Origin of the sequence: Chitinophaga pendula (assembly GCF_020386615.1) — a bacterium.
Classification (GTDB): Bacteria; Bacteroidota; Bacteroidia; order Chitinophagales; family Chitinophagaceae; genus Chitinophaga; species Chitinophaga pendula.
Genome location: NZ_CP077769.1, coordinates 2,148,511 through 2,169,124 on the forward strand (window position 1 = coordinate 2,148,511; position 20,614 = coordinate 2,169,124).

2 protein-coding genes are annotated in these 20,614 nt (G+C 48.6%); both read left to right on the top strand.

Annotated elements, in window-relative coordinates; genetic code table 11:
* Window positions 1-122 precede the first annotated feature (122 nt).
* Window positions 123-1,754, top strand: coding sequence for an MBL fold metallo-hydrolase (locus tag KTO58_RS08165; RefSeq protein ID WP_095841650.1), 1,632 nt, complete (start codon window positions 123-125; stop codon window positions 1,752-1,754).
* Window positions 1,755-1,800: 46 nt separating this feature from the next.
* Window positions 1,801-20,589: a hybrid non-ribosomal peptide synthetase/type I polyketide synthase gene (locus tag KTO58_RS08170; RefSeq protein WP_095839854.1), complete on the top strand. Its 18,789-nt coding sequence runs from the start codon at window positions 1,801-1,803 to the stop codon at window positions 20,587-20,589.
* Window positions 20,590-20,614 lie beyond the last annotated feature (25 nt).

Consider the following 20,614-nt stretch of genomic DNA (forward strand, 5'->3'; position numbering starts at 1 on the left):
CATACGTACTTATCCATACGTAGGTAGAGGTTATTGCTTCACAATATTATTCCTTGTCTTTCCCGTTGGTCATGCTGCCCAAAGCAGCGTGGCCGTGTTCATGTTTTTTAAAAAATATCATCATGAATGAACGTAAATTATATCTGAAACCAAATGTTGTACTGGAACCGTTGTTCGACAGATGGTATGCCTGGAGTCATCTGATTTCTCCGGCAACTGCGGCTATGAACATTGTTGGTCGTCATCTGACCATCATGGATTCATTTATCAGCGCTCCTTCCATTCACGCTGAGGCCGTACTGAATCCGAAAATGAAAGGTGGTCCGTTCATGGATGTACCCGTAGATAGAGTAAATGATATCCAGGTTTTAAAAGACAAAACGGTAAAAAAACAGGAGAAACTGCTTGAGTTGGCAAAGTCCGTTAAAGAATTGGATAAACTCCTCCTCACGGAAGCCAAAGGGTTTGGTCTTGAAACGCTCTATAATAAGGTGCCGGATGCACTGAAAGGATTAGTGGAACTGCATTACGATAGAAATAATAACGCTGACTTCCGCTTTTTTGAATCACTTCTCTACAAAAGCGAATATTACGACAAATCCTCTCAAAGTATCGCACTTTGGATCACCGAAAATGATCAACGGCCTTTCTGTCTCAGTACTCCTAAACTGGATGAACCCAACGTGTTACACCTCGACATCCCATTCGATCATCCGGGTATAGACGAACTCGCCAGAATGCGCCGCACTGCACGTGACCTGAAGAGCATCAAAGAACTCATGGGTATTACTCCCGATCAGGAAGCGCTGTTCGAAACCTTCTTTACTGAAACACCGCCACCACCTTATCAGAAATATACCGGCGATAAGATCCGTATGCGCTACTTCGGTCATGCATGTATCCTGGTAGAAACTAAAGATGTCTCCATCCTCGTGGATCCCCTGATCAGCTACTATGGCTATCATTCTGATCTCGAACACTTCTCCGATGCCGATCTGCCAGAGGTGATCGACTATGTACTCATCACTCATAACCACCAGGATCACATTCTGTTCGAAACATTACTGCCACTGAGACATAAGATTAAAAACCTTATCGTACCCCGTACCAGCAGCGGTAAACTCGAAAATCCAGACCTCAAGCTGATGTTCGAATACATTGGTTTTGACAACGTTGTGGCTATCGATGAAATGGAAACTATTAAATTCACCGATACCACTATCACCGGTTTGCCTTTTACCGGTGAGCATAGCGATCTCAATATTCTTACTAAAGCCTGCTACCTGATTGAGATCAGCGGTTTCAAATTGCTGTTTCTGGCAGACTCCAGAATTGTAGAATCTGCGTTGTACAAACATATCCATAATGCTATCGGGGATGTTGATGTAATGTTCCTGGGTATGGAATGTGACGGAGCGCCGCTTACCTGGCTCTATGGCCCATTGCTCACCAAAAAGATCACGCGTGAACAGGATGGTAGCCGCAGGCTCGCTGGCTCTGACTGTGATAAAGGTATGGCCTTGGTTAACATTTTCAACCCTAAAGAAGTGTATGTGTACGCTATGGGAATGGAACCCTGGCTTGAATTTATAAGCAGTATCAAATATACAGACGAATCTAACCCCATTATCCAATCGAACAGACTGGTAGAACTGTGCAAACAACAGGGTATCGTAGCAGAAAGACTTTATGGTGAAAAAGAATTGTTGTACGAAAGAAAACAACAACCCGCCGAAGCCGCTGCTACGGTATAAATGCGATAGTCACACTATAAACCGCCCCTAAACACTTAAATACCTCATGGAAAATACATTGAAGCCGCAGACTTTAGCAGGGATGTTATCCCGGCTAAAAGATGTGCAGGATAAAGGGATCACTTTTATCCAGTCCGCTACACGGGAAGAGTTCCTTTCTTATCACCAACTGTATCAAAATGCACTTTCCTGGCTTGCATACCTCCAGGAAAAAGGACTGAAACCTGGTGATGAGCTGGTATTCCAGGTTGATGATAATAAAACTTTCATTCAGTTCTTCTGGGCTTGTATACTGGGCGGCGTTATTCCTGTGCCCGTATCTATCACACATTATACAGAAAATGCCCGCAAACTGATTAAGATTGTGCAGTTTCTTGAGCGTCCGTTCCTGCTCACCGGCAGAACCCACTACGAGAAATTGTGTCAACAGGAACTACCTGAAGAAAAAGGTAGCATGCAGGACTTCAAACATGTATTATTCCTTGACGAAATAAAACCCGAAGGTAAAGTCGGTCTGCTTCCGGAAATTAAACCGGAGCAGATCGCCTTTATTCAATTTTCTTCCGGCTCTACCGGTAATCCCAAAGGCGTTGTACTCGAGCACCGTAATCTAGTTGACAACGTGTACCCGGCTCTCAAAGCGTTTAAGCTGAAAGACCAGGACAGTTTTTTCAGCTGGATGCCACTGACCCACGATATGGGTCTCATCGCGTTCCACCTCAATCCTGTAGGCGGTGGCGTGAATCATTATCTTATGCCGACTGACCTCTTCGTCAGACATCCGCTTTTATGGATGCAGAAATCGTCAGATCATAGAGCCACTATTACCTGCTCGCCCAATTTCGGTTATCGCTACTACCTCAATCAGTTTTCGGATGATAAAGGTGAAAACCTGGACCTTTCCAGTATCCGTATCATCCTCAATGGTGCAGAACCTATTGCGGCACCGCTATTCCGTCAGTTCAATGAAAGGATGGCTGCATACGGATTAGATAAGCATGCGCTGAGAGCCGTATATGGCCTGGCAGAGGCTACTGTGGAAGTGAGCTTTCCCGGCTGTGGTACCGCATTCAAAACAGTGAATGTACAAAGAGATTCCCTGGTACTGGGTCAACCGATCGTAAAGACCAAAAAAGGAGCAAAGGATAGCCTTGAAGTAGCCTGTGTAGGAGCACCGATTGACCTCATGAACGTACAGATCAAAAATGAGAAAGGAGAGGAGCTTAGTGAAGGTCACATGGGCATCATCAGTATCAAAGGTAATAGTGTAATGTCCCGCTATTACAATAATGATACGGCTACTAAATCCGTATTCTTCAAAGATGGCTGGCTGAACACCGGAGATACCGGGTTTCTCATCAAGGGCGAGATATACGTTGTAGGCCGTGTGAAAGATATCATCTTCCTGAACGGTGCCAACGTATACCCCCACGATATTGAGCATACCCTTGAAACTATGGAGGGCATCGAAAGTGGTAAAGTAGTGGCCTGTGGCGTACCCGACGAAGAAACCGGCTCGGAATCCATTGTGGTGTTTGCCGTACATAAAACTTCTGTCGAGAAATTTATGCCTCTAGCGTCCGCTATCAAAAAATATGTGGCTACAAAAATGGGGCTCGAAGTAAGACAGGTAATCCCCATTCGTAAAGTAATTAAAACAACCAGCGGCAAAGTAAGACGACACTTCTTTACCGAAGAGTATATCAACGGTGCTTATGATGAAATAATACGTGAAATGGCGGCATTGACAGCAAATGCCGCTCCTGCAGCTGAAAAGAAGGCTGCCTCACCTGCAGCTGGCTATGATCACACACCGGTGCATAGTCCGGAAGTGATCCGCCAGTGGCTGCAGCACTGGCTCAAACAAAGAGTGCAGGCTACCACAGAAGAATTCGCTGCTGATAAAACATTCTCCGAATACGGCCTTACTTCCATGCAAACCGTACAGTTGGCCGCTGATCTCGAGATATTTATGCAGTCCCCTATAGACAATACTATTGTGTATAATTTCCCTACGATTCGCAGCTTGTCAACACACTTGTCAGGCAGCATAACCGTGGAGAATCAATCACCGTCTGTATCTGCACCAGTTGCAATACCGCTGAAAGATGATCAGCGTATCGCTGTTATTGGCGTAGGCTGCCGCCTTCCGGGCAATGTCAACTCACCCGCTTCCTTCTGGTCTTTTCTTACAGAAGGTCGCAATGCCATTGCAGAAGTACCGGCTGACAGATGGAATGCTGCTGCATACTACGACCAGGATGCGCAGGCTACCGGTAAGATGTATACCACTCGTGGTGGTTTCATCAACCATGCAGATCAGTTTGATCCATTGTTCTTTGGCATTTCACCGAGAGAAGCTGCCGCAATGGATCCACAACAGCGATTACTCCTTGAAGTGACCTGGGAAGCATTGGAAAATGCGGGCATTGCGCCTAGCAATCTGAGAGGAAGCGAAAGCGGTGTGTTCATTGGTATGGGAACTGACGACTATCAACTGCTTATTCAACAAACTAGAGGGCTGGAGCATTATGAAGATGTATTCAGCGGACTGGGTATAGAAAGAAGCGTGGCTGCCGGCCGTATCGCTTATCTGCTTGACTTTCATGGTCCGGTAGTACAGCTCGATACCGCTTGCTCTTCTTCTTTGCTCAGTGTACACCTGGCTGCACAAAGCCTGCTCAATGGCGAATGTACACTCGCTCTTGCGGGTGGTGTTAACCTGATGCTCTCTCCGGATACTACTGTGAAGCTTTGCCGCATGCAGGCCCTTTCACCAACCGGTCAATGCAAGACTTTTGACGACAAAGCGGATGGTTATGTAAGAGGAGAAGGTGCTGGCGTAGTAGTATTAAAACGTTATGCAGATGCATTAGCTGCCGGTGATAACATTCTCGCTGTGATCAGCGGTTCTGCCGTTAATCACGATGGACAAAGTAATGGTCTTGCTGCTCCTAACGGTGTAGCACAGCAACAACTGGTAGAGAAAGCATTGTCTGCTGCCGGTCTCAAAGGACAGGATATTCAGTATGTAGAAACACATGGTACGGGAACCCGTCTGGGAGATCCGGTAGAAGTACAGGCGCTGCATACTGTATATGGCAAAGGCCGGCACCAGGAACAGGCACTACTGGTCGGTGCGCTGAAAAGTAATATCGGTCACCTTGAAGCCGCTGCTGGTGTAGCTGGCCTGATAAAGACGATCCTGAGTTTGCAACATGGCCTTATCCCCGCCAGTCTTCACTTCGACGAGCCGAATAGATTCATTCCCTGGAAAGATATCAACATTAAAGTAGCCAGCAAACTTACTCCATGGCCAGCCTACAATGGTACTCGCCGTGCTGCTGTAAGTGCGTTCGGCTTAAGTGGTACTAACGTACACGTAATTTTAGAGGCTGCCCCTGCTAAAGAAAAAACGGGCAGCCAGCACAGCTGGCCTTCTTATCCATTCGTATTATCCGCCAAATCACCACAGGCCTTACAGGCACTGGTAGCACAATATATCCGCGTACTGGGAGAAGAATCTCCTTACCTACCTGATCTCGCATACAATGCGGCTGTAACAAGAGATGCTTTCCGTTATAGGTTAGCCTTCGAAGCAACAACTATCCCTGCCGTACATCAGATGTTACAGGCTTACGCAGGCGGTACTACGAAAAAAACGCTCCTTGAAGGAGTCATACAGGAGCAAAGAGGAGAACTCGTATGGTTGTTCACCGGTCAGGGTGCACAATACTGGCAGATGGGAAAGGAGCTGTACGAAAGCAGCAGCGTGTTCAAAGCTATAATAGACCGTTGCGACGCTTATCTCAAAACTAAGTGGCCATTCTCGCTGGTAGATTTACTGTACCGTCAGGAACAGGCAATTGCTAGTAAACAGCTTCGTGAAACTGGTTTTGCTCAGCCAGCACTTTTTGCAGTAGAATGTGCCCTGGCAGAGTTGTGGAAGTCATGGGGAGTTTCACCTAACATTGTTGCAGGCCACAGTGCAGGCGAATATGCTGCTGCATATGTAGCAGGCGTATTCACCTTAGAAGATGGCCTTGAACTGATCACTGAAAGAGCGCTACTCATGCAGGCGCTCAATGAGCCGGGTGCTATGTATGTAGTTTTTGCTGCTGAAGCGCTGGTACTCGAAATGATCCGCCCTTATGGCAAAGATGTTGCGATTGCTGCTATCAACGGTCCGGAGCTGACTGTAATATCCGGCAAACGTGATGCTCTTAGTGCAGTGACTGCCTCTCTCAAAGAAGCTGGCGTAGGTAGCCGTGAAATGGCGGTATCCCACGCATTCCATTCTTCCCTGATGGAGCCCATGATAAACGCTTTCCGCAAGATAGCGGAAGATATCAGCTTCCAGGCACCTAAACTCAAACTCATATCCAACGTAACCGGTGATGTGATCAACAACGAGATTGCCACACCAGAATATTGGCTCCGTCATATACTATCTCCTGTGCTCTTCTCCAAGAGTATTAAGAGCATCCGCGAACTAGGAGGACAGGTGCTTATGGAGCTAGGTCCACAGCCTAGCCTCCTATCTATGGCTCAATTGAGTGTGCCACATGAAGAAGAGCAACTGCTTGCCAGCATGCAACAAGGACAGTCTTCCTGGAGCACGATGTTGTACAGCCTGATGTCATTATATGTCAAAGGATTCCCGGTACAATGGCCTCAGTTCTTCGCACAAGGTGCCTATCACCGTATGCAACTGCCGGTATATCCCTTTCAGCGTCAACGCCACTGGATAGAGATACCCGAACCAACAGCGCATATAGTTACTACAGCTGCTGTTCCGGCCAATAACAACGTAGTAACAGCGCCGATAGCCGCTCCCGCCGGCCATCAGCTACAGGATATCATTGACTATCTGACCAACGTATTCGGTAGCCTTCTCAAAATGGAGCCGGCTGATATCAACATACATGCCCGCTTCTTCGAACTTGGTGCTGACTCACTCGTACTTGCCAGTGCAGTACGTCGTGTAGAAAAGCATTATGGATTGAACTTCTCGATCCGCATGCTGTTTGAAGAGCTGACATCATTGCACTTAATGGCCAGCTATATACTGGCACAGGCTGCGCCACCTGCTGTTGTAGCAATCGCTCAGCCACAACAACTGGGGACCGCAACAGCGCCGGTAGCAATGACGACTGTGGATGCATCAGGCATACAGGGGCATTTCCAGCTGTTACATCAGCAATTCAATGTCATGGCACAGCAGTTCCAGTGGTTATCCCAGCAAGTAGGAACCGGCCAGGCCCTGCCGCTTATGTCTATTCCGGCAATACCTGCCACTCAGGTAGCTATACCTTCTACCAATGGTATCCAATTGACGGCTGCTCCACAGAATGGTGCCAAACAGCATAAATCCATTTTCCCAAAAATGGAAACGAAGCCGGTACAAACAGGATATACTCCGGAACAGGAAAACTACCTTGCATCATTTATCCAACGTTATACACAGAAGACACGGTCATCCAAAGCACTTACACAGCAGTACCGTCCGGTGTTGGCTGACAACAGGGCTTCTGCTGGGTTCCGTTTCTCCACTAAAGAAATACTTTACCCGATCATTGGGGTATCTTCCAGTGGTTCCCGCATCATCGATGCTGATGGTAACTCTTACGTGGATATTGCAATGGGATTCGGTGTGAATTTGCTTGGTCACCGTCCGCCCGCTGTTACTGCGGCGCTGCAAAAACAGCTGGATACCGGGTATCAACTAGGCCCACAGACCAGCCAGGCAGGAGAGGTAGCGACCCTCATCGCCGAACTCACGGGTATGGAGCGTGTAAGCTTCCATAACTCCGGTACGGAGGCTGTAATGACTGCTATCCGTTTGGCTCGTACTGTTACCGGAAGAAATAAAGTGGCGATCTTCGCCGGCTCTTATCATGGTCACTTCGACGGTACGCTGGCAGTAGCAGAAGATATGGAAACCGGCCGCAGATCAGGTGTGCCGATGGCTCCCGGTATAGTGCCTAATATGGTAACAGACCTGATCGTATTTGATTATACCGATCCGGAGGTTGTCAGCAAAATTGGACAGCATGCTCATGAGTTAGCTGCCGTGCTGGTAGAACCCGTACAAAGCCGCAAGCCGGGCTATCAACCTAAAGCATTACTCCATGCACTACGCGAAATGACTACTGCAGCAGGTATTGCCCTCATCTTCGATGAGATGATCACCGGCTTCCGTATTCATCCGGGAGGTGCTCAGGCTCATTTCGGCGTTCGCGCAGATATCGCTACCTATGGTAAGATCATCGGTGGTGGATTACCCATTGGTGTCATCGCCGGCAGCGCTGCTTTCATGAATGCTCTTGATGGTGGTAACTGGCAGTATGGCGATAATTCCTATCCAGCGACAGACACTACCTTCTTTGCTGGTACATTCTGTAAACATCCGCTTAGTCTCACCTCTGCACTGGCGCTGCTAAAAGAACTCAAACAACAGGGGCCGGCATTACAGGAACGCCTGAATGCACGCACCGCCGCTTTCATAAATGATATCAGCACCTTCTTCACTCAGGAAGAAGTGCCCATGCAGGTACATCACTTCGGCTCGCTATTCTACTTCGCGATCAACACGAACATGGACTTGTTCTTCTACCACCTCCTCGAAAAAGGGGTATACGTATGGGAGGGAAGAACGTGCTTCCTTTCCACCGCCCACTCCGACGAAGATGTTGCCTTCATCGCTAGCACCATCAAAGACAGCATCAAAACACTGCAACGCGAAGGCTTCCTGCCGCTGCCCAATAAGAGTGGTAAGAAAAATACAACCGTAGTAGTAGAAAAACTGTCCGCATTACCGGTAGCAGTAGAAAGACCGGCACACATTCCTTTGTCATTCGGCCAGGAACGCCTCTGGTTCATCGATCAGCTGAAAGGTAGCGTACAATACCACGTACCGCATATCCTCCGCCTGAAAGGCGTTCCCGACATCAATGCACTGGGCTATGCCTTCCGCATGATCGTAAACCGCCACGAAGTACTCCGTACCGTAATAGAACAGGATGGTGGACATCCATATCAGCACATCCTCGGTACCGATGGCTGGGAAATCAATGTAGTTGATAGTGCAGCATACGCCAACGACCCCGTTGCTTTGCAGGCACATCTCATGGAACTGATCCGCCAGCCTTTCAACATGGCGACAGAACACCTGTTCCGTGCCTATCTGGTACGTATATCTGATCAGGAATCCGTACTCCTCCTCTTACTCCACCACATCGTAGCCGATGGTTGGTCCCTGCAGGTAGTAGTACAGGAGCTGATGGCTTTCTATAACGCTCACCTCACCGGTAGTACCCCTCAGCTGAAACCACTGGCAGTACAATACGCCGACTACGCCATCTGGCAAAGAGCTCACCTCGACGCCGGTACCTGGGATCGCGGCCTAGCATACTGGGAGGAGAAAATGAACGGCCTTGCCCCGCTCAATCTGCCTACTGACTATGCGCGCCCGGTAGTACAAAGCACCAGAGGTGCCATGCACTGGTTCCGCCTCGATAAACAACTGCATAAACAACTGCAGCAACTCGCAGGTCAACAGGGCGCTTCCTTGTTCATGACCATGCTCGCCGCGTTTAAAGTATTACTCTACCGCTACAGTGGCCAGGATGATATCTGCGTAGGTACCTCTATAGCCGGCCGTATGAGCGAAGAAGTAGAAGAGCTGATCGGCTTCTTCGTCAACACCCTGGCCCTACGAAGTGACCTGAGCGATAATCCTACATTCGCCGGATTACTCAAACAGGTAAAACAAAATACCCTAGACGCTTACGATCATCAGGATGTACCGTTTGAAAGAATAGTAGAAGCAGTAGAGAAAGAGCGTGATATGAGCCGTACTTCGTTCTTCCAGGTGATGTTCGAATTGTTCAACACCCCGGACGTACCGGAACTGAAATTGGGTAACCTCAGTCTCACAGAAGAAAAAGTAGAACACACCACTTCCTTGTTCGACCTCAGCTTCTGCCTGCAGGAAGACAACGATGGCCTGCTGGGCTATGTGGAATACTGCATCGACCTCTTCAGCGAAGCCACCATCATAAGAATGGTAGGACACTTCGAACACCTCCTGCGTTGTATCATCGAGCAACCTGAGGGCAACATCGCTTCCCTCTCCATCTTGAGAGAAGAAGAAAAACACCAGATACTGGTAGATTTCAATAATAACCTGCAACCATACCCTGATCAGTACACTTTCATCGACCTGATCAGCATACAGGCAAGCCGCACACCAGATGCAACGGCCATCGTATTCGACGATATAAAGCTGACATACCGCCAGCTGGAAGAACGTTCCAACCAGATCGCACATCACCTGCGCAACCTGGGCGTTACATCGGAAACTCTTGTGCCCATCTGTATCGAACGCTCCCTTAACATGATCGCCGGTATCCTCGGTATTATGAAGGCGGGTGGCGTATACATCCCCATCGATCCGGAATATCCTGCAGATCGTATTAGCTACATGCTGGATGATAGTGATGCCAAATGGCTAGTAACCAGCAGCGTTGCCCGTCAGAAAACGGGCGTACTGGATAACGTAACTTCCGTACTCCTCGATACCAACGAAGCGATCGCTTCACAACCTACCACCGCATTGCCGGAATTGCCTAAGCCGGCCAACCTGGCATACGTAATCTATACCTCCGGCTCTACCGGCAAACCTAAAGGTGCCATGGTAGAACACGCAGGTATGCTCAATCACCTGTATGCCAAGATCCGCGATCTCAAAATGGATGGCACTACTATCCAGGCATACACCGCAGCATATACCTTTGATATCTCTGTATGGCAAATGTTTGCTGCACTGCTACACGGTGGTCGCACGGTCATCTATGCAGAACATCTCATATTCGATCCGGTAACCCTGATCAATAACATTGACCGAGATAAAGTAACCATCCTTGAACTGGTACCGTCATACCTGGCGTCCTTACTACAGGAAGAAACAGGCGTAAAACTAAACCACCTCCGCTACCTCCTTGTAACAGGAGAGGCCGTAAGCCAGCGCGTATTGGTTCAGTGGTTCAATCACCGCGACTATAGCGCTATCCCGGTAGTCAACGCTTATGGCCCTACCGAAGCCTCCGATGATATCACCCACTACTTCATGTATGATGCACCGGCAAGAAAGAACGTGCCTTTAGGGAAACCCATCCAGAACCTTCGCATCTACATCCTCGATCAATCCACCCAACTTTGCCCCGTGGGCGTAGCTGGTGAGATTTGCGTATCAGGGGTAGGCGTAGGCCGCGGTTACCTCAAACGCCCCGCCCTCACCGCCGAAAGATTCCTGATAGATCCATTCCAGGAAGGCAACGTACGCCTGTATCGCACCGGTGACCTCGGTCGATGGCTCCCCGATGGTACCATTGAGTGTCTTGGCCGTATAGACGATCAGGTGAAAGTAAGAGGATACCGTATAGAACTGGGTGAGATCGAAAGCGTACTCCAACAGAGTGAACTAGTAAACCAGGCTGTAGTACTCGCCAAAGAAGATAACGGCGATACCAAACGCCTCGTAAGCTTCTATGTACCCGATCAGCAAACCGTAAGAAGAAAAGAAGAAGAATTATATAACCAACAGCGCGAAAACTGGCACGAACTCTGGGAAACCGAGTACGCCAGAACGCAGGAAGAAGCCGCATCCGAAAAAGAATTCAATCTCACCGGTTGGAATGATAGCTTCACCGGCAAAGCCTTCCCGCAAGAACACATGCGCATCTGGTTAGATGAATCTGTAAAAGCAATATTGGCAGAAAAACCAACACAACTGCTCGAACTGGGTTGTGGTGCAGGGCTGCTATACTACCGCCTTGCAGATCATCTCCAGAAATATGTAGGGATGGACTTCTCCTCCGTATCAGTAGGAGAGATCCGTAAGAAAATAGCATCTGGCGATCGCCAGTATCCGAAGACCGTCCTCAAAGTAGGAGGGGCACACGAAATAGAACAGGTAGCCGACGAAGAGATCGACATGGTAGTCATCAACTCGGTAGCACAATACTTCCCGGGTGAAAAATACCTGTCCGACATCTTCTCTAAAACTATCCCCATGCTCAGCAAGGGAGGTAAATTCCTCTTGGGAGATATCCGCGATCAACGACTCCTCAAATTATTCAAGAGCCGTATCCAACTGACCAAATTCCAGGATCGCGCCAGCATAAAAGAATTCACTTGGGGCGTAGACCAGGAGATCCTTAAAGAAGAAGAACTGCTGTTTACACCGGCTTACTTCTATCACCTCAGAGACCTCTATCCCGACGTAACACATATAGACATCCAACTCAAAAAGGGGGATTACATCAACGAGCTCACCCTCTACCGCTACACCGTGGTGATCTACGTGAATGTACACAAACCCGTACTCCGCCCCGAATGGCAGTACTGGGATCAGATCACAGATCGCAACCAGCTGCTCGATCAGGTAGCTCATCGTAAGGCAACCATCGCGTTGAAAGATGTGCCTAATCCTCGCATCTGGAGAGAACGACTGCTCGAAAAAGGACTGAGAGAACCTTCCCTCATCGTAGTAGGCGATCTCGCTGAATATATCACCCACCAGGACGAAGACACCATCGCAGTACAACAACTGCTGGATGCCGCCGAGGCAAATGGATACCACATCCGCTGCCTCGTAGACGAAGATGCACTCAAAATCAACCTGCTCCTCGAACAGGTACCTTTTGATGGCTTTATAGAAGATGTCTTCTCAGAACAGGGCATCGTAAGTCCCGTAACGTCTAATATCCCGCTCTTCGGCGATATCGCCGAACTCCTGCAGCAGGATATCCGTCGCTACCTGCAAGGCGTACTACCGGAATATATGATCCCGGCAGACTTCACCGCCCTGCAGCATCTGCCGCTCACTGTCAATGGTAAAGTAGACCGTAAGTTCCTCTTACAGCGTGAAGACATGCAACGAAAGAGCTTGCTCAACTACCAGTTGCCTGTTACTGTGATGGAACAACAGTTGGCCAATATCTGGCAAAACTTACTGGGGGCAGATCGTATAGGTGTACGCGATAACTTCTTCGAAATAGGCGGTCACTCGCTGCTCGCTATCCGTGTTGTATCTGCAATACGTAAGGAACTGGGCGTGGAACTGACTGTGAAGGATTTCTTCCTCTATCCGACGATAGGGCGCCTCGCCTTGTACTTACAGGTACAGGACAAGAGCCTGCTGATGCCTGCCATCGAGGCCGGCCCACGCCCGTCCCGTATTCCGCTATCTTTTAGCCAGGAACGCCTCTGGTTCATTGATCAGCTGGAAGGTAGTGTACAATACCATGTACCGGCACCGCTCCGTCTCAAAGGTAAACTGGATGAAACCGGCCTCGCATACGCTATCCAAACTATTGTGAACCGCCACGAAGTATTAAGGAGTGTTATGGAGCAGGAAGATGGACCGGTATTCCAACGCATATTGGAAAAAGATACCTGGGAGATGATCACAGTAGATGGGACTGCATATGCCGAGCCGGATGCTCTCGAAGCCTTCCTGTCTGAACTGATCCACACACCATTTGATCTTTCTAAAGATCATATGATACGTGCTTACCTCATACGTCTGTCGGAAGAGGAACACATGCTCCTCCTGATGATGCACCACATCGTTTCCGATGGTTGGTCATTATCCGTACTCGTTAGAGAACTGATAGAACTATATAGTGCATATGTAGGCAACAGAGAAGCTGTGCTCGAACCACTGCCCATTCAATACGCCGATTTTTCCATCTGGCAACGCAAATACTTATCCGGTGCGTTGCTCGACAAGAAGCTGGCTTACTGGAAAAAACAACTAGAGGGAACTACTTTACTGGAACTACCTACTGACTTCGAACGCCCGCTTGTGAAGAGCACCCGCGGCGCGCTGCTCACCTTTACCATAGATCAGGAATTGGCAACTGAATTGCAGCAGCTGTCGCAGCAACAGGGTGCTACCTTGTTTATGACCTTGCTGTCAGTATTCAAAATACTGTTGTACCGCTATACCGGCCAGGAAGATATCTGTGTAGGTGGCGCCATCGCGGGAAGGATGCAAGTAGAGGTAGAGTCCCTGGTAGGGTTCTTCGTAAATGCGCTGGTACTGCGCAGTGATCTTAGCGGACATCCATCCTTCCTGTCCTTATTGCAACAAGTGCGTAATAATACCCTTGATGCGTACGAGCACCAGGAAGTGCCATTCGAAAAAGTGGTAGAAGCAGTAATGGGAGAACGGGATGTCAGCAAGAACCCTTTGTTCCAGATAATGTTCGCATTGCAGAACACACCGCCTATTCCTGAACTGCGTATCGGTGATGTCGTAATGGTGCACGAACCGGTGAAACACACTACCAGCCTCTTTGACCTCTTCTGGTCTATCAGGGAACGTCCTGATCATATTGAGGTGGAGATTGAATACTGTCTGGATCTCTTCAAGGCAGAAAGCATCACCCGCATGTTCGAACACTTTGTAGCATTGCTGAAATCAGTCGTAAAAGAACCGGCATTATCAGTAGGCTCATTGCATATGTTAAGCAGTGCAGAAGAACAACAACTGAAACTATCCTTCAATAATACATCCCTGCCTTATCCGGCAGACAAAAACATCGTGACCTTGTTCGAAGAACAGGTGGCGAGCAGACCAGACACTCCGGCGCTGATCTTCGGCAGCGAGCAGCTGACTTACAGGCAGCTGAATGAAAAAGCCAACCAGCTGGGACACTACCTCCGCGCCAAAGGTGTGAAGGAAGAAGTACTGGTACCCATGTGCGTAGATCGCTCCACCGACCTGATGGTAAGCATCCTGGGTATCCTCAAAGCGGGCGGTGCTTACGTTCCTGTAGATCCGAGATATCCTAAAGATCGTATTGCATATATGCTTCAGGATATTGGTGGCGATGTGGCCGTGATACACCAGGAACATGCAGACATTCTGAAAGATGCTAGACCGGAAGTAGAACTGATCTGCATTGATCGGGACAACTGGCAGAATGGTCAGCCGTCAACAGCATTGGCTACATCTACCACCCCTGAATCGTTGGCGTATGTCATCTATACATCCGGTTCCACCGGCCGGCCTAAAGGAACGTTGGTGACACACCGCAACGTAACCAGCCTTGCTACCGGTGGTAATTTCGTACCGTTAAGCGCCGAAGATGTATTACTTTCTACCGGATCTCCGTCTTTTGATGCGACGACCATCGAATATTGGGGTATGTTGCTCAACGGAGGCCAGCTGGTGCTGTTTCCTGAAAAGCAACTGCTTGACCAGGTGCTCCTCAAGCAGGAGATCCGCCTGCGCGGTGTAACCAAAATGTGGTTTACTGCCAGTTGGTTCAATCAGTTGATCGACGATGATATTTCCATCTTTGACGGTCTACAGGCGGTAATGGCAGGTGGTGAGAAACTATCTGAGACGCATATTCTGAAATTCCAGGCGGCTCATCCGGACATAGACGTAATCAATGGTTATGGTCCTACGGAGAACACTACCTTCTCCCTCACACATAATATCCGTAATCTCCGTGAAGGAGAGCGTATCCCGATCGGTCGTCCGCTGGGTAACCGTACTGCTTATGTATTGAATACGGATCTCCAGCTTATGCCCGTAGGTGTGCCGGGAGAACTATATGTGGGTGGCGCTGGTGTATCCAGAGGTTACCTTCATCAGGATGCTCTCACCGCTGAACGCTTCATCGTTGATCCTTTCAGCGAGATTCCAGGAGCCCGCCTTTATAAAACAGGCGACCGCGCCCGTTGGCTGCCTGATGGTACCGTGGAATACCTCGGCCGTATAGATGATCAGGTGAAGATCCGCGGATTCCGTATCGAGCCGGGAGAAATAGAACGCGTACTCAACAATCTTGACGAAGTAGCCAGCAACTGTGTAGTAGTAAAAGAGGCGGGCACCGGCAAACGCCTGGTAGGCTACTTCATCCCTGAGCATACCATTGTTCGCCAGAAAGAAACAGAATTATACCTTCAGCAGGTAGAGACCTGGAATGAACTATATGAGACTGCCTACAGCAAAGCAGAAGAAGTAAAAGATCTGGATCAGGAATTCAATATCACCGGTTGGAATGATAGCTTCACTGGCGGTGCCAGCGCTATCCCTGCCGAACAGATGAGAGAATGGCTTGATGATATCAGCCAGCTGATTCTATCCGGCAATCCGCAGCGGGTACTAGAGATCGGTAGCGGTACGGGTTTGATTTACTTTCAGCTGGCAGAGCATATACAGAAATACATAGGTACTGACTTCTCCAGAGTATCAATGGGGCAGTTACAACAATATATCAACAAAGGCAGCCGAAAATACCCTGATACGGACCTTAAACTGTGCGCCGCGCATGAGGTGGTACTGGATGAACATGAATCTATTGATCACATCGTACTGAACTCTATCGTTCAATATTTCCCGGGCGAACAATACCTTACCGCTGTAGTTGAAAAGTGTATCAGCTTGCTTAAAGGTAAAGGTCGTATCATAATGGGTGATATCAGGGACCTGCGCCTGCTGCCTTCCTTCAAAGGTCGCCTGCAACTGGCTAAACTACAGGACCGCACCCGCCTCAAAGAGTTCGAATGGAATGTAGACCAGGAGGTGACTAAAGAGGAGGAGTTATGTATCTCTCCAGCTTTCTTCTATGCACTGCAGGAACGTTTCCCTGAGATCACACATATTGATATTCAGTGGAAACAGGGAGATGCTATCAATGAACTTACTTTGTACCGTTACACTGCCGTTATTTATGTGGGCACTGAACAATCCGTACTGCATCCGGCCTGGCACCTGTGGGATGATATCGCTGACAAGAACGGCATCATCTCTCAATTAGGCAAAGGTCATGATCGTATCGCTCTGAAAGATGTACCTAACCCACGTCTCTGGAGAGAAAGGCTTCTGGCAGAAGTACTGGAAACCAAACCAGTTGCTGTCAATACTGTGGGCGATCTCACTGATTACCTCGTAACGCCGGATCATGGCACCCGTGCAGTAAATGAACTCCTCGCAGAGGCCAAAGCTGCCGGTTATAAATATCGTTTCTTACTGGATGAGGATCCCATGAAGATCAACCTGCTCCTCGAGCGTACACCGTTCACCGGATTTGTTGAACAGGTATATTACAGCGGTGCCGAACGTCCGACCGGCAATAAAACTAACATCCCGCTGTTTCCGGATATTTGCGCTAATCTGCAGAAAGACCTCCGTCTCAAACTCCTGGATCGTCTGCCCGAATACATGGTGCCGTCAGAACTTGTAGCACTCCAATACATTCCGCTTACCAGCAACGGTAAAGTTGATCGCAAATTCCTCAGTGATTGGGAAGATATTGAACGTAAGCGTCTTATCAACTATGAAGCGCCTGCTACCCCTACGGAGATCAAATTAGCAGATATCTGGCAACGTCTCCTAAGTGTGGAAAGGGTAGGATTGCACGACAACTTCTTCGAACTGGGTGGTCACTCCCTTCTTGCCACACGTGTTGTATCTGCCGTGCGTAAAGATCTCGAAGTGGAACTGAGTGTGAAAGACTTCTTCATTTATCCGACGGTAGGCAAACTGGCAGCATATCTTGCCGACCAGAAAAAAGGTCTCGTACTCCCTGCCATCGTAGCAGAAGAACGTCCTGACAGAACACCGTTGTCCTACAGCCAGGAACGACTCTGGTTTATCGATCAGCTGGAAGGTAGCGTACAATATCACATGCCGGCCGTATTTCGACTGAAAGGTCAGCTGGATATATCGGCTCTGGATTACGCATTGCACAGCATTGTACAACGTCATGAAGTGCTTCGCACTTTGTTGGAACACCAACAGGGAGCCGCCTATCAGCGTGTACTTACTGAGAATGCCTGGAAGATGACTGTTACAGAAAACGAACACTACAGCCAGGATCCGTTTGCGTTACAATCTCATATTACCTCACTAACACATGCACCGTTCGATCTCGCCAATGATTATATGATGCGCGCTGATCTGATACGTTTGTCCGCAGACGAATACATACTTGTACTGGTAATGCATCACATTGCATCCGATGGGTGGTCTGTATCAGTGGTTGTTAAAGAACTGATGGAAGGATACCGTGCCCGTACTAGCGGCCGCGAACCTGTATTGGAGCAACTGCCGGTGCAATATGCGGACTATGCCATCTGGCAACGGCGCTGGCTTGCAGGCGACATACTGGATAAACAACTGGAATATTGGAAAGAGCAGCTGGGAGGTACTGAAGTACTGAATCTGCCGACAGACTATCAACGTCCGCCAGTGCAAAGCACGAAAGGCGCTATGAAATGGTTCTCTATAGACAATGAATTGCTCCGCCAGGTACAACAACTGGCACAACAACAGGGCACTACATTGTTTATGACCCTCCTCGCTACTTTCAAAGTATTGTTACATAGATATTCCGGGCAGGCAGATATCTGCGTAGGTACCTCTATAGCCGGTAGAACACGCGAGGAACTAGAGGGGCTGATCGGTTTCTTTGTCAACACACTCGCACTGCGTAGCAACGTAGACCGCGAACAGTCCTTTATTTCGCTTCTTCAACAGGTAAAACGTACTACTCTTGGAGCTTATGAACACCAGGAAGTACCATTTGAAAAAGTAGTAGAAGCAGTAGTGAAAGATCGGGACCTGGGTAGAAATCCGCTGTTCCAGGTAATGTTCGAATTGCAGAATACACCAGAAGTACCGGTGATAGACCTTGGAGAAGTACTACTGCTGCAGGAGGAAATGGTGCATACTACTACGCAGTTCGATTTGACCATTTCCATGGAAGAAAGTCCTGAAGGCCTTAAATGGTATGCAGAGTATAGCATTGACTTGTTCAGTGAAGAGACCATCAATCGTATGATGTCTCACTTCGAATACCTGCTTCGTGCGGTGGTGAAATCACCGGCTATCCCTATAGGTGTATTGCCAATGCTGAGTCCTGTCGAAAAACATGAACTGCTCATTGACTTTAACGACACGGAAACAGCATATCCAAGCAAGAGCACTTTCGTTGACCTCTTCGAAGCGCAAGCTGCCCGTACGCCTGCTGCAATAGCACTGGTATTGGATGACACATTCCTTACTTACAAAGAACTAGATGAGCGTGCCAACCAATTGGCATACCATCTCAGCATTCAAGGTGTGAGCGCTGATATGCTGGTGCCTGTTTGTATAGAACGCTCACTAGACATGATTGTGGCCATCATGGGAATTCTTAAGGCCGGTGGTGCTTACGTACCTGTCGATCCTGAATACCCGGTTGAACGCCTCCGCTATATACTGGAAGACACTGATGCCGCTCTCGTAATAGGTAGCAGCTATGGTAAACAGAAGATTGATGCGACAGGCGCCGGCATCACATTCGTGGCACTTGATGAAGATGCTGAATTGCTGGCCGGACTACCCGTACAATCGCCTGCTATGCCGCCGACACCACATCAATTGGCATATGTGATCTATACTTCCGGCTCCACCGGTCGTCCTAAGGGCGTAATGGTCGAACACAGAGGTATGCTTAACCACCTGTACTGTAAGATCAACGACCTGAAGATGAACGAGGAAACAGTACTGGCCTACACTGCTACCTATACATTCGATATCTCCGTATGGCAGATGTTTGCTGCACTGCTCACCGGTGGTCGCACAATAGTGTACACGGAGGAACATATCTATCGCCCGGTAGAACTCCTTCGCTCGGTAGCACAACATAAAGTATCCATACTTGAGCTGGTACCGTCTTATTTATCTTCATTACTGCAGGAAGATGTACACATCGCAGTACCCCAACTACAATTCCTGCTGGTAACCGGAGAAGCCGTAACACAACAGCTGCTTGCACAATGGTTTAGTCACGCCAGCTTTGGTACCATACCCGTAGTAAATGCATACGGTCCTACAGAGGCGTCCGATGATATTACCCACTATATCATGCACAATACGCCTTCCCGTAGTAATGTTCCCTTGGGTAAACCCATCCAGAACATGAGAATATATATTCTCGACCCGTCTGGTGAGTTATGTCCTATAGGCGTACCTGGTGAGATCTGCGTAGCGGGTGTGGGTGTATCCCGTGGTTACCTCAATAACCCAGCACTGAGTGCACAGAAATTTATCCGTGATCAGTTTAGTACTGACAGTGCTCATAGAACCTACCGCACCGGTGACCTCGGTCGTTGGTTACCCGATGGCAACATTGAGTACCTGGGTCGTATAGATGAACAAGTGAAGATCCGTGGCTACCGTATCGAGTTGGGCGAGATTGAAAATGTACTCCTCCAATCTGAGCAGGTGAAAGAAGCAGTGGTAATGGCGCGCGCGCTGCATACAGAGAGCGTAGCCAACGCACCTAAACACCTCGTAGGGTATATCGTACCGGAAGGGGACTTCGATAAAGGGGCCATCATCGCCTATGCGAAAGAAAAATTACCGGAATACATGGTGCCTGATGTTTTTATCGAACTGGAAAGCCTCCCGCTGTCTGCTAACGGTAAAGTAGATCGTAAAGCATTACCCAGCCCAGAACATCACGCTGCTATGGCTGCTACATACGTACCGCCTGGTAATGAGATAGAACAAAAACTGGCCGATATCTGTTGCCGCTTGCTCGAACTAGAAAAGGTCGGGGTACAGGATCACCTGTTCGAACTGGGGATGCACTCCTTACTACTCATGCGCCTTGTGGCTGCCGTACAGGAGGAATTCGGTATCAAAATCCCGGTAAAGACGTTCTTCAAATTCACGACGATAGAGGCACTCGCACGGTATATAAAAGTAAGTGATCACAGCTTCGTCCCCGACGCGGACGCAGCACAGACCATTAGACTGTAAAGCCCTGTTAATTTTTATTATACTA